The sequence below is a fragment of the Streptomyces sp. NPDC048639 genome, assembly GCF_043199075.1.
GTDB lineage: Bacteria > Actinomycetota > Actinomycetes > Streptomycetales > Streptomycetaceae > Streptomyces.
This window is the reverse complement of record NZ_JBICVP010000009.1, coordinates 414,974-428,072: the sequence shown is the minus strand read 5'-3', so window position 1 is coordinate 428,072 and position 13,099 is coordinate 414,974. Positions and strand designations below refer to the sequence as shown.

Genomic DNA, 13,099 nt, shown 5'->3' with positions numbered 1-13,099 from the left:
GGCACGCCGAAATCGCCCCCGAAGGGTTCACACATCAGTGGATGCCGCCGAGCGGCGCGAGTGAAGCCACAGAACCGCACCGGCTCCGTGGCAACCCGGAGAACACTACGGATGGGGTTCACCCATGTCAACCTGCTGTGTCCTGTGGGTGAACTGCGGGGCGATCACTCCAGGTCGGAGAGGCGTCCATCGGCGTCCGGCTGGGCGTCTTCCACCCGTCGCAGCAGGCGGGTGAGCATGTCCCCGAGCTGTCCGCGCTCCTCGTCCGAGAGGTCCTGGAGGAGGTCCTCCTCGAACACCGAGGCCATCCGCATCGCTTCGAGCCACTTCTCGCGGCCTTCCGCCGTCAGCTCGACGATCACGCGTACGCGGTTGTTCTCGTCGCGCTCCCTTGTCACCAGGCCCTCGCTCGCCATCCGGTCGACGCGGTGGGTCATCGCGGCCGGGGTGAGGCCGAGGCGCTTGGCCAGGTCGCCGGGGCCCAGGCGGTACGGGGCGCCGGAGAGCACAAGGGCCTTGAGGACCTCCCACTCGGCGTTGCTGATGCCGAGCGTCGCGGTCTGGCGGCCGTACGCCACGTTCATCCGGCGGTTGAGGCGCTGGAGGGCCGAGACGACCTTCTCGACCTGGGGGTCGAGGTCGCGGAACTCGCGCTGGTAGGCCGCGATCTGTGCCTCGAGGCTCGGCTCCGTGTCGGAGTCCGGGTCGGCGGGGGTGTCAGGCATGCCCGGGAGTATGGCACGCAACTCATTCGCGTTGAAGTCCTTGATTGTGTACTCTTTAGTTTCGAACTTTAGAGTTGAAGTCTTCAGGCTTCGACTGTTTGCCCCCTTCCGACTCCATACCTAGGAGGTGAGCGTGACCACCGCGATGGGCGCCGCGCTGCGCAGGATCCAGCTGGGAACCGCACTGGCAGCGTTCGGCAATGGCTTCACCGTCCCGTTCCTGTTCGTCTATGCGGCACAGGTGCGTGATCTCGGCGCGAGTACCGCAGGCGTGGTGCTGGCGGCCTTCGCCGTGGCCGCGCTCGTCGTGCTGCCCTTCACCGGACGGGTCATCGACCGGCGGGGGCCGCTGCCCGTGGCCGTCGTGGGTGCGGTGGCCGCCGCGGCGGGTGCGATGGCCCTCGGCCTGGCGAGCAGCGAATCGCTGGTGATCGCCGCGGCGGGCCTGCTCGGCGCGGGAATCGCGGTGATCCAGCCCTCGCTGGCGACGATGATCGTCTGGTGCTCGACGACGGTCACGCGATCGCGGGCCTTCGCCATGCAGTTCTTCCTCAGCAACCTGGGCCTGGGCGTCGGCGGTCTGCTCGGCGGGCTCATCGTGGACATCTCGCGGGCTTCGAGCTTCGTACTGCTCTTCTCGATCGAGGCCGTGATGTTCCTGGTGCTGGGCGCGACCGCGGCGACCGTACGACTGCCCCGCGTCCCGCGCATGGAGGACGCGGTGCCCACGGACGAGCGGGCGAAGGGCGGGTTCCGTGCGCTGCTCGCGGACCGGGCCATGGTGCAGCTCTGCGTGCTGGGCTTCGTGATGTTCTTCGCCTGCTACGGGCAGTTCGAGTCGGGGCTCTCCGCCTTCGCCGTCGAGGTGGCCCGCATCTCGCCGGCGATGCTGGGCGCAGCCCTGGCCGCGAACACCGCAGTGATCGTGGTCGCGCAGTTCGTGGTGCTGAAGCTGGTGGAGCGTCGGCGGCGCAGCCGGGTCATCGCACTCGTCGGGCTGATCTGGACAGTGGCGTGGATCGCGGCCGGAGCGTCGGGGCTGGTGCACGGGAGCCAGGCGATGGCGACGGCGGCGATCATCTCGACGTATGCGCTCTTCGGTCTCGGTGAGGCGATGCTGTCGCCGACGATGGCTCCGCTGGTGGCGGATCTGGCGCCGTCGGCGCGGGTGGGGCAGTACAACTCCGCGTTCGCGCTGGTGAAGCAGCTCGCGCTGGCCGTCGGTCCGGCGGTGGGCGGACTGATGGCCGGGGCGGGGATGTATGTGGCGTACATCGCGATGCTCATCGGTTGCTCGCTGGGGATCACGGTCCTGGCGCTGCGGATGGGCCGTCATCTGACACCGGCGCAGGACAAGCCGGTGCGCGCCCCGCACCGGGAGCCTTCCGCGGACGCAGCGGTGGCCGCTCATGTACCGGCTCAGCGGCTGGAGTCCGAGGCGCTCACCGCCTCCGTCTGACCCGCCCGGCCGCAGCCCGCCCCCCAGGGGCGGGCTGCCCGGCTATTCCTGCGGGAGCGCGAACTCGCACCAGACCGCCTTGCCGCCGCCCGGTGTGCGCCGGGAGCCCCAGGCGGAGGCGATGGTGGCGACGATCGAGATGCCGCGGCCTGCCTCGTCCACGGGCTCCGCGCGGCGGCGGCGCGGGAGGTGGTCGTCGCCGTCGGTCACCTCGATGATGAGGCGGCGGTCGGTGCGGCGCAGCCGCAGGCGCATGGGCGGGGTGCCGTGCTGGAGGGAGTTGGCGACGAGTTCGCTGGCGGCCAGGACACCCAGATCGCGCAGCTCCACCGGGAAGCGCCAGCTCGCCAGGACACCGGAGGCGAAGGCGCGGGCGCGGGGCGCGGCCTCGACGCCACCGAGCAGTTCCAGTGCGGCGTTGTGGAACAACTCGGCGTCATGGCCGGTACGGGCGGGGTGCTGGAGTACGAGGACTGCCACGTCGTCGTCGTGTTCCGCGGTGACGCCGAGGGCGCGGATCATGCGGTCGCAGACCACCTGGGGTGTACCGGTGGCGCCGGCGAGCGCCTGCTCCAGTGCGGCCACGCCTTCGTCGATGTCCTCGCCCCGGCGCTCGACGAGACCGTCGGTGTAGAGCAGCGCGGTGGCGCCGGGGGCGAACGGCACGGAGCCCGAGGTGTGCAGCCAACCGCCGGTGCCCAGGGGCGGGCCGGTGGGTTCGGCGGCCCGCCGGACGGTGCCGTCCTCGTCGCGCAGGATGATCGGCAGGTGGCCGGCGGAGGCGTAGACGAGCCGCCCCTCGTTGGGGTCGTGGACGGCGTAGGCGCAGGTGGCGATCTGGCTCGGGTCGATCTCCGAGGCGAGTCCGTCGAGCAGTTGGAGGACTTCGTGCGGCGGCAGGTCGAGGCGGGCATAGGCACGAACGGCCGTGCGGAGCTGGCCCATGACGGCGGCGGCCCGCACGCCACGGCCCATCACATCGCCGATGACCAGGGCTGTGCGGCCGGCGCCGAGGGTGATGACGTCGTACCAGTCGCCGCCGACGGCCGCCTCGGTGCCGCCCGGCTGGTACGTGGCGGCGATGCGCAGGTCGTCGGGCTGCTCCAACTCCTGGGGGAGCAGGCTGCGCTGGAGGGTGACGGCGGCCTGGCGCTGGCGGCGCTCGCTGGTGCGCAGCCGCTCGGCGGCCTCGACCTGGTCGGTGACGTCGGTGGCGAAGACGAGCACGCCGCGGTGGGGGCCGGTGGTCGCCACGGTTGAAGAACGAGCCGTGGGGGCGCTGTTGGGAGCATCGGAGTGCGCACCCGGCGCGTGCGCGGCGCGCGCGCCCTGCCCGGCGGTCCCGCTCGGCACCGCGAGATCGATAGGACTGCAGGTGAAGGTGTAGTAGCCGGGCCGGCCGCGGCCGGCCGCGGCCTGCTGCGGAACCTCGGCGCCGCCGTCGATACGGCGGTCCGTGCGGCCATCGGTGCGACCGTCCGCGAAGAGGTCGTCCTCCGCTGCCTCGCCCCCGCCCGCGGGCACACGACGGGACTTGACGGTCCGGGGCTTGCCGCTGCGCAGGACCTGGTCCATCAGCGGCAGAAGGCCGAGCGCGGCGAGCTCGGGAAGAGCCTCGCGCGCGGGACGGCCCGCGGCGCGGGCACCGAAGACCGCGGCGTACGCGTCATTGACGTACGCGATGCGGTGCTCCGGGCCGTACACGACGGCGACCAGGCCCGGGACTTGCTCCAGGACGTCCTGGACGGACAGCCCGCCGACGGTGATCCGCGGGTCGGCGGACGCGACGGGGGCCGGAAACGCGGGCACGGCGGCGGCCCCGGGACGCTCCACGCGAGCGGCCGGCACGGGACTGCCGCTGCCCGCCGCCCCCGGGGGCTTCCGGGGGCGCGAGCCGCGGTCCGTCCGCGCGGCCGCGCGTCGCTGCGTTCCGGGGAGCCGGGCGCTCCAGCGCGTGAAATTCACTGAGTTATGCCTCGTGATGTCGCTTCGGGTCAGCCAGGCCGGCCGGGAGTACAGCAGATGCCGTAGTTCGTTCCGCACAACACTCTTCGTAGGGATGAGCCCACCCATGGTCACACGTCCAGTGTGGCCGAGTGGACTGACATTCATCAGACGCGGGGCATCGCCGGGCAGTTCCGGCGGTAGCCCGAAAGCGTGGCCCGGCCGCCTCCCGTCGTCATGTGGCGTGCGCGGCTTACGTCGTCTCGTTGTGACGGCCGGTTCCGGCCGCCAGTTCGAACTCTGCGCGCGGGTTCTCCAGTGAGCCGAGAGAGACGATTTCGCGTTTGAACAGCCCCGCCAGGGTCCACTCGGCGAGCACCCTGGCCTTGCGGTTCCAGGTCGGTACCCGGCTCAGGTGGTAGGCGCGGTGCATGAACCAGGCAGGGTAGCCCTTGAGTTTGCGCCCGTAGACGTGTGCCACCCCTTTGTGGAGTCCGAGTGAGGCCACGGAACCCACGTACGCGTGCTCGTAGTCCTTGACGGGCTCACCGCGCAGCGACGCCACGATGTTCTCGGCGAGCACCTTGGCCTGACGGACCGCGTGCTGGGCGTTGGGGGCGCACTCCTGGCCCGCCCCCTTGGCGGGGCTCTTGCTCTTGCCCTTGGCGTCCGCGGTGACGTCGGGGACCGCGGCGGCGTCACCTGCGGCCCATGCGTGTTCGGTGCCCTCGACGCGTAGGGAGGGGGTGCAGACCAGGCGCCCCCGCTCGTTCAGCGGCAGGTCGGTCGCGGCGAGGATGGGGTGCGGCTTGACCCCCGCGGTCCAGACGAGCGTGCGTGTGGGGTGGCGGGAGCCGTCGCTGAGCACCGCGACCCTGCCCTCGCAGCTGTCCAGGCGGGTGTCGAGTCGTACGTCGATGTTGCGTCGGCGCAGCTCGCTCACGGCGTACTTGCCCATTTCCTCCCCGACTTCGGGGAGGATCCGGCCGGTCGCCTCGACGAGGATCCACTTCATGTCCTCGGCGGAGACGTTGTGGTAGTAGCGGGCGGCATAGCGCGCCATGTCCTCGAGCTCGGCGAGCGCCTCCACGCCCGCGTAGCCGCCGCCGACGAAGACGAAGGTCAGCGCCGCGTCGCGGACGTCGGGGTCGCGGGTGGAGGAAGCGATGTCGAGCTGCCCCAGGACGTGGTTGCGCAGGCCGATGGCCTCCTCCACGGTCTTGAAGCCGATGCCGTGCTCCGCGAGGCCCGGGACGGGGAGGGTGCGGGAGACGGACCCGGGGGCCAGGACCAGCTCGTCGTACTCGAGGTCGACGGAGCCGGTGCCGTCTTCCTCGGTCGCGAGGGTGGTGATGGTGGCGGTGCGCTTGGCATGGTCGATGGCGGTGGCCTCGCCGATGACGACCTGGCACCCGTCGAGGACGCGGCGCAGCGGCACCACGACGTGGCGCGGCGAGATCGAGCCCGCGGCGGCCTCCGGGAGGAAGGGCTGGTACGTCATGTACGGCTCGGGGTCGACCACGACGATCCTGGCCTCGTCCCGTTTCAGCTTCCGCTGAAGGCGCAGGGCGGTGTACATCCCGACGTATCCGCCGCCGACAACGAGAATGCGCGCCGGTTCCTTCACAGAGGTTCTCCTCGCGACGTTGCTCACAGCACACTCCCATGACGCACCGGCCACGCGCGTTTGTCCACAGGCTCGGCGAAATGTGTGACCGGGTGGCGGAGGCGAGTACGCCGGGCGGACGGGCTCGCGAGCGGCCCAACGGCGCAGGTCAGCCGGTGGGCGCGGGGGCGTGCCGGGAGCGTGGCGGGCAAGCGGAACGGACACATGGTCCGAACGGGGCGACTCGCGCGGAAAGGGGAGCCTCTTCTTTCTTGACCTGGGCTCAACTATGTTCGTACTTCGTCGGGGTGCCGGACCGCCCCCGGCAGAATCAAGGCGGGGAGTCTCCGGGGGGAGACGTCATGACCGGGGGAAACGGGGATACAGGTATGCATATTCAGGGCTCTTCGTCGCTGCGAGTCGATGCGCAGCGGAATCTGGAGCATGTGCTGCGCGCTGCGCGCGAGGTCTTCGGCGAGCTGGGATACGGCGCGCCGATGGAGGACGTGGCGCGGCGGGCACGGGTCGGCGTCGGGACCGTCTACCGGCGTTTTCCGAGCAAGGACGTGCTCGTCCGGCGGATAGCCGAGGAGGAGACGGCCCGGCTGACCGAGCAGGCGCGTGCCGCGCTGGGGCAGGAGGAGGAGCCGTGGTCGGCGCTGTCGCGCTTCCTGCGGACCTCGGTGGCCTCGGGCGCGGGGCGGCTGCTGCCCCCGCAGGTACTGCGGGTGGGCGTGGACGCGGACCAGGAGACGGCGCAGGGTGCGGCCGGTACGGCCTCCGGCTCTGCAGCGGGTGCCGGTGCCGCCGCTTCCGGTGGCGCCACTTCCGGTGGCGCATCGGCCGCCGCGGGCGCCCGGGTGCCGCATCAGAGACACGCGCAGTCGGGGCTGCGGCTGGTGGAGCAGCCGCCGGCGCAGACGGACGACACCGCACGGGCCGCCGAGGCCGCCGGAGCGGCCGGTGGTCCGGGCGACGACACCGGGATAGGTGAACTGCTCGATGTCGTGGGCCAGTTGGTGGAGCGCGCGCGAGCGGCGGGCGAGCTGCGACGGGATGTCACGGTCGCGGACGTACTGCTGGTCATAGCCACCGCCGCCCCCTCCCTGCCGGACGCTGCCCAGCAACAGGCGGCTGCCACACGGCTGTTGGACATTCTGCTGGAGGGGCTGCGGTCACGGCCTGTGGCCTAAGTGGCGGTTGGAGGTCGGGCGCGCCAGGCTCTGCGAGATTCGGGCTCGTTGGCCGTGTGGCCTGGTACGGCCCGGGGCTCGTTGGCCGTGTGGCCTGGTACGGCCCGGGGCTCGTTGGCCGTGTGGCCTGGTACGGCCCGGGGCTCGTTGGCGTGGGCCTCGTTGACCGTGGGGCGTCCGGCGCGTCCGGCGCGTTGAGCGGCGTCGGGCTCGTTGAGCGGCGTCGGGCTCGTCAAGCTCGTTGAGCGGCGTACCGGTGCCCGGTGGCGCAGCGGCCGAGCGTCGGGGCGGCGTCCGCCTGCGCGGCGCAGTGGACGGATGCCGTCACCGGGGGTCGCCGTACCGGAGTTCCGGCTTCGGTCGCCGCTGCGGGGTCCCTTTGTGTGGTCGGGGTGGAGTGCCTACGTCGTACGCCGAGCACTCCGTTCGACCTCAAGGCCACATCCGGGCATCGGGGAAGTATGCCCCGATCGGGGGACGCATGAGGCTCTGTCGTGTGAACACACCCCGGAGGAGTGGTTGGCCGCCATGACGGGTGGACCGTCGGCGGGTGTGTGCCAGGCTGACACGGTGTTGCGGTGTAACTGCGGGTACGGGGGCCTGGGCCATGGACGCTGAGGGGCACGACGAGCCACGTCGCGGCAGCAAGCCGGCGACCGGCCCCTTACCGAACCTGCCGTCGCAGCGCCAGGACGGCCCACCGTCGGGCAGCGCACCCTCCGAAGAGAACCGGTCGGACGCAGACTTGATCGTGCGCATGCGCGACGGCGACCTCGAGGCGTTCGGCGAGCTGTACCGGCGCCATGCGGGAGCTGTCCGACGTTACGCGCGTCTGTGCTGCCGCGACGCCCGTGGCGCGGAGGACCTCACGGACGTGGTGTTCCTCCGCACGCTCCAGGCGGTCCGGGGCGGCACGGGGCCCGACTCGGCGATCCGTACCCATCTGCTCACGACGTTGCGGCGGGTGGCGGCGGCTTGGGCCACCACCACGAAGCGCGACCTGCTGGTCGAGGACTACGCCGTGTTCGCCGGATCCGCGGAGCGGACGCGCGATGCCCATGAGGACGCCTATGTCCCGGATGCGGACGTACGGGCCATGCGCGGGGGCGAACAGTCGCTGGCCGTAAGGGCGTTCCGCAGTCTGCCCGAGCCATGGCAGACAGTGCTGTGGCACACCACGGTCGAGAAGGAGTCGGCGGACGAGGTCGGGCTACTCCTCGGGCTGGGTCCGAAGGCAACCGGGGTGCTGGTTCAACGCGCTCGCGAGGGGCTCAAGCAGGCCTATCTGCAGGCCCATGTGAACTCATCGCTCCTCGCCGGCGGCGACTGCGCCCGCTACGCCGACCGTCTGGGCGCGTTCGCGCGCGGCGCCTTGCGAGGGCAGGCCGCGCGCGGACTGCGGGAGCACGTGGCGATGTGCCCCAAGTGCCGTACGGCCGCTCTGGGAGTGAGGGACGTCGACGCCCGCCTGCGCACGCTCCTGCCGGTGGCGGTCCTCGGGTGGTCCGCCACCGGGTACGCGACCGAGGCCACGGACATCGGAACGGATTCGGCCGCTGCCTCTCCAGGAACGGCCGGTCGGTCCGCGACGGGCGGACCCGTGGCCTCGACGGTGCCTGCGCCGCGCAGGGACGGCACGGGCGCTGCGCCGGGTGCGCGCAGCGAGAACGGGCGCCGTGCGGCGCGTGCGGGCGAGGGCGGCGGCGGCGGAACGGGGATGACTCCGGCGGAAGGTTCCAACAGCACACCGAGGGCGGAGCGTACGGGCAACGGCACGTCGAGCGCCCATGCCGGGGCCACGGACGCGGACTTGGCAGATGGGGCGGATGCGGCGCACGCGGCAGATGCGACGTACGCGGCGGGCATCGGTGCAGTAGCGGGAGCGGGAGCCGACGCTCATGCGTCATGGGCTGGGGCCGACGCTCACACGGCGGACGCGGAACGCGATGCGGAAACGTTGGATGCGGCGGACGCGGAACGCGGTGCGGAAACGTTGGATGCGGCGGACGCGGAACGCGGTGCGGAGGCTTGGACCGACGCGGAGGCGCGGGGCACGGCGGATGCGGGGACCGGTCTGGGCGCGGCGGAGGCTGGGGCCGACGTTGGCGCTGAAGGCCGCGTAGGCGCCGAGGAGTTCGGCAGGTGGGGGCACGCCCCTCTTGCCATGCCTGAGCAAGCAGAGCCATCCTCCGGGACGGGAACGCCCGCCGACAGCGACGCGGACGCGAGGGGCCGACGTGACGACGCGGACGGGAGTGGCCCATGCGACGACGCGAGGGCGATCGGCAGCGGCAACCCCGCACACGACGCACCGGTGGGCGCCCGGGTCGAAACCGGTGCCCGCGAGGCCGCGGAGATCGCCGACGACGAGAACAGCGGCTCCGTAGCTCCCGGTTGGTTCGGGCTCTCCGCGGGAGCGACGTCCCTCGCGGGCTCGCACACGGAGTCGGCGGCCTGGTCCGAGGAACGCAGGGGCACCGGCATCGGGGAAGCGGTCCCCCGGGACAGCGCGGGTACGGACACTGTCGACAGCGCGCGTGCGGACGCAAGCAGTGATGTCCCTGATAGCGACCTTGACAGCGACAGCGGCGATGACGGCGCCCGCGGCGTCGACGCGAAGACGCTTGCCGCCGCCGTCACGGCGCCCGATGGTTCAACTCCTGCGGATGCGGGGGCCCGTACGGGTTCCGGGAGCCGCGGCGGCAAGGGCGTGCACGCGGGACGGCGCAAAGGGCTCAGTGCCCGCGCGAAGATCGCCATAGGAGCGGTCGCCGCGATCGTGGCGACGACGACCGTGCTGGCCGTGACGGTCGGGAACGGCGAGCCCGAGGAAGAGACACGAGCCCGGCCCTCGGCGTCGGCCCCCGCCGAGCCGCAGGACCCCGATGAGGGGCTCACACCGCAGCCGCCCGGGGACACGGCGCAGCGGCCGGGCTCGGGCCGGGACGCGGATCGGGACCCGGACGTGGAGCCGGGTCGACAAGATCCCTCCCTGCCCGGGGAGTCGGGGCCGTCCGCCCAGTCCATAGGTGACGACCCGGGCTCCGCCCAGTCCGGGCCGGGCACGGGCTCCGGTCCGTGGCCCGGGTCATCGACACGGCCGCCGTCCGGACCTGGGGTGTCGGCGCCGGTTCCGCCGGGGAGCACCACGCCATACCGCTTGAGTCAGCTCTCCTACGACGTGTCCGGTGACGGTTCCCGGCCCGAAGTGCGGGCAGCGGCGAGTTCATGGCTGTGGCAGCGTGACGGGCAGCGGATAGACGGCACGCGATACGCGCACGGAGCGAGCATGCACGCGAACTCGTCCGTGACGATCGAACTCAATCGTTCCTGTGTCGCGTACGACGCGCTTGTCGGTGTGGACGACGGCACGCTGCTCGGGCTCGGATCCGTACGTTTCTCCGTGTACGGCGACGGAGTGCGCCTGTGGCGCTCCAGCTCGATGCGGAGCGGCGACTCGGCCACGCCCGTCCATGTGCCCCTGTCGGGGCGGAAGTCGCTGCGTCTGGTGGTCGAAGGGCGGTCGCTTCTGGGCACGGTGGCGCTGGCCGACTGGGCGCAGTCGAGCATCACCTGCCGCTGACCCGTATCCGATCGCCCGGCCGTCTCCGCGCGGGCGGGCACGACTCCGCAGGGCTACCTGCTGACCGGGAACACCGCCGATCGGTGTCGTCCACACACCGGGCGTGGTCGACAACGGTGTGGTGGCGTGACTGACCGAGGAGCGGCTGCGTACGGTGCGGCGCCCCGAGGTGGCGCGGCCGGCCAACTCGACGCGCTCACCCGCGATCTGGACCTGGCCGTGTTCGTGCTGCTCTGTTCGGTCTCGGCACCTTCGGCGGCTGCCGTCAGCCGGGCCCCGCCGCGGTCAACACGGGCCGCGCTGCGATCACCCGCCCCCCGCACCGTCCGCACGCACGGTCCGCACACGCGCTCCGCACGCACGGTCCGTACGCACGCTCCGCACGGTCCGCACGCGCGCTCCGGACGCCAAGCGCCCGCGCCCGCACCCCCGTCCGCGCCCCGCTCCCGACACCGCTCAGAGCGCCGGGCGCGGTGCCACGCCTCCCGCCACCGCCCGCTGGCGCGGGGCCGCCGAGCCCGTCCAGCAGGTGCCGCGGCGCGCGAGGAGGCGGCGGAGCCACAGTTCCGTCGAGACCAGCTCCGCCAGGCCGTCCAGCGGGAGCGCTTCGCCTTCGGCCGCCGCCCGTACGGCCTTGCGGATGACGCGGGCCTCCACCAGGCCCGCGTCGGCGAGGAGCGGTGCGTCGAAGAGCGCGACGAGGTCCTCGGCCGCCATGCGGAGCCCGGAGCGTACGGCCGCGGCGCCGGCGGCGTGCGAGGTGGCTCCCCACCCCGGGGGGAGGTCGCGGATGCCCGCGCCCGCGAGGACTGTGCGCAACACCGAGGCCCGCGCGCCCGGTTGGACCCTCAGCGCCTCGGGGAGGGCGCGGCAGGCGCGGACGACCTGGTTGTCGAGGAAGGGCGCGTGCAGTCGCTGGCTGCGGACCTCCGCGGCCTGCTCGAAGACACGGTGGTCCATGGCGTAGCGGGCGAGGGCGGCGCGGGCGCGGCGTTCGCCGGGGCGTTCCAGGGGCCCTGGCCGGGTGGCGGCGTCCTGCAGGCGAACCGATACGTCCGCGAGCGCCTCGCCCGTGAGCCAGCGCGCCGCGGGTCCCGAGCGGCACCAGGCGAGGGCGGCGATCGAGGCGTCCACGGCCCCGCCCGGTCCGCTGCCACCGCCCGGCGGTGCGGTGCTTCCGCCGTCCGCCCCGTCGTCGAAGCGCCGTGCCAGCAGCCGCGCCGCCGCTGCCTGTACGCCGTCCCGGTAGGAGGTGCGGGCCAGGCGGCGCGCGGCGCGGTAGACGGTGATGGGGACGAACAACGAATGGGCCGAGGGGCCTTCGGACTTGGCGAGGGCCGCGACGGGGCGGAGCAGACGACGTCGCTGACGATCCATCAACAGGTCGGCCAGGCGGGCGGGATGGGCGTCCAGGACCTGCCGTGCGCCGTGTCCCACGAGGTGGTCGGCGCTGCCTGCGGCGAGCCGTCTGCGGTGGCGCTCGGCGCTGACCAGCGCCGGGCCGGGCTCGTCGGTGAGGAGCATGGTGTCGAGCCCGGTGTACGGCAGGGCGTCCTCGTCGCCGGTGACGACGACGTGGTGGAGCCGCGGGTTCGCGGCGATGCTGCGGGCGCGCTCGAGTTCGGCCGCCGCGACGATGCGTGCGTGTCCGCCGGACACCCCGGAGACCAGGTCGTTGAACGTGACGGCGAGGAGCCGTTCGCCCGCTCCGGTGCCGTGCCCGAGCGGTGTCCCGGGGACGCCGGGCAGGCCCGCGGCGAGCAGCGCGAGGGTGGAGGAGGCGCTGCCGCCGGACAGGTCGGCTCCGATTCCGGGTGCGGGGGCGCCGCGTCTCGCACGTCTGGCCGCGGGTCCCATGCCCGGGACGGGGCCCGGGTCGGGTTCGGGCGTCTCGGGGGCGTGGCGGGGTGCGGCGAGCCGGGCTCTGACGGCTTCGACGAGCGCGTCCCGTATGGCGTCCACCGCGGTGGCGGCCTCCAGTTGGGGCGCGGCGACGGCGAGCGAGACGGTGGGTTCGTAGCCCGCGATCTCGCGGGATCCGTCGCGCAGGATCAGGGCGTGTCCTGGCGGTACGCGCCGCACACCCGCGTAGGGCGTGCCGTCGCCGAGAGCTTCGGGGGCGTCCGGGCAGGCGAGAAGGGCGGCGAGGTGGCCGATGTCGAGCTGGGCCTCGATGAGATCGGCGAGCGGCAGTGCGGCGGTCGCGTACGCGGTGCCGCCCGCCCAGGCGGTGTGGAAGACGGGCCGTGCCCCCGCAAGGTCGCCCGCGATGGTGAGTCGGCGGCCGACCTGGGCCACGGCGGTGTAGCTGCCGGGCCAGGCGGTGAGGTGGCGCAGCGCCCCTCCGCGGGCTGTGAACAGGCCCGCCCGCAGCTGCTCGTCGCTCGCGCCGCAGCAGCCGAGGACGGCGAGGCGGGTGTGGGGCGCGGCCTGGACGATGCGCACTTCGTCGGGGCGCCAGTCGCCGACGGCCCACAGCGGATCCGGGTCGCTCCACAGGAGTTGGGCACCGACGGGGTGGACCGTACGGGCTTCCTCGATGGCGGGCACCGCGGCGGCGCTGCTCCATCCCACCAACCACCGCATCGC

The 13,099-nt window shown here is 72.9% G+C and carries 7 protein-coding genes; 3 read left to right on the top strand and 4 right to left on the bottom strand.

The window, feature by feature from the left end; all coding sequences use genetic code 11:
* Nucleotides 1-164: 164 nt before the first annotated feature.
* The gene (locus tag ACGFNH_RS25915; protein ID WP_393657557.1) at nt 165-725 is read right to left on the bottom strand and encodes a MarR family winged helix-turn-helix transcriptional regulator; all 561 of its coding nucleotides are present in this window, start codon (nt 723-725) and stop codon (nt 165-167) included.
* Nucleotides 726-858: 133 nt separating this feature from the next.
* On the opposite strand from ACGFNH_RS25915, the gene ACGFNH_RS25910 reads away from it, so the two are divergent.
* Nucleotides 859-2,184 (top strand): MFS transporter, encoded by a 1,326-nt coding sequence (locus ACGFNH_RS25910; RefSeq protein WP_393657556.1) that lies wholly within the window; start codon nt 859-861, stop codon nt 2,182-2,184.
* A 42-nt stretch (nt 2,185-2,226) separates the two neighbouring features.
* Here ACGFNH_RS25910 and ACGFNH_RS25905 read toward each other — a convergent pair whose 3' ends face one another.
* Complete coding sequence (locus ACGFNH_RS25905) at nt 2,227-4,149, bottom strand: SpoIIE family protein phosphatase (RefSeq protein ID WP_393657554.1); 1,923 nt, start codon at nt 4,147-4,149, stop codon at nt 2,227-2,229.
* 232 nt (nt 4,150-4,381) lie between these two features.
* Complete coding sequence (locus ACGFNH_RS25900) at nt 4,382-5,755, bottom strand: NAD(P)/FAD-dependent oxidoreductase (protein ID WP_393657552.1); 1,374 nt, start codon at nt 5,753-5,755, stop codon at nt 4,382-4,384.
* Between the two features lie 368 nt (nt 5,756-6,123).
* Here ACGFNH_RS25900 and ACGFNH_RS25895 point away from each other — a divergent pair, with 368 nt between their 5' ends.
* Together ACGFNH_RS25895 and ACGFNH_RS25890 are read left to right on the top strand one after the other, a co-directional pair.
* Nucleotides 6,124-6,927, top strand: coding sequence for a TetR/AcrR family transcriptional regulator (locus tag ACGFNH_RS25895; RefSeq protein ID WP_393657550.1), 804 nt, complete (start codon nt 6,124-6,126; stop codon nt 6,925-6,927).
* A 757-nt stretch (nt 6,928-7,684) separates the two neighbouring features.
* Nucleotides 7,685-10,510 carry an NPCBM/NEW2 domain-containing protein gene (locus tag ACGFNH_RS25890; RefSeq protein WP_393657548.1) on the top strand — a complete coding sequence of 942 codons (2,826 nt, stop codon included), beginning with the start codon at nt 7,685-7,687 and terminating at the stop codon, nt 10,508-10,510.
* Between the two features lie 456 nt (nt 10,511-10,966).
* On the opposite strand, the gene ACGFNH_RS25885 is transcribed toward ACGFNH_RS25890, so the two are convergent.
* Nucleotides 10,967-13,096 (bottom strand): asparagine synthase-related protein, encoded by a 2,130-nt coding sequence (locus ACGFNH_RS25885; RefSeq protein WP_393657546.1) that lies wholly within the window; start codon nt 13,094-13,096, stop codon nt 10,967-10,969.
* Nucleotides 13,097-13,099: the final 3 nt, after the last annotated feature.

Bases quoted from the DNA above. Each gene is read 5' to 3' on its own strand.
- ACGFNH_RS25915 (WP_393657557.1), bottom strand. From the start codon at position 725: ATGCCTGACACCCCCGCCGACCCGGACTCCGACACGGAGCCGAGCCTC.
- ACGFNH_RS25890 (WP_393657548.1), top strand. From the start codon at position 7,685: ATGCGCGACGGCGACCTCGAGGCGTTCGGCGAGCTGTACCGGCGCCAT.
- ACGFNH_RS25885 (WP_393657546.1), bottom strand. From the start codon at position 13,096: ATGCGGTGGTTGGTGGGATGGAGCAGCGCCGCCGCGGTGCCCGCCATC.
- ACGFNH_RS25895 (WP_393657550.1), top strand. From the start codon at position 6,124: ATGCATATTCAGGGCTCTTCGTCGCTGCGAGTCGATGCGCAGCGGAAT.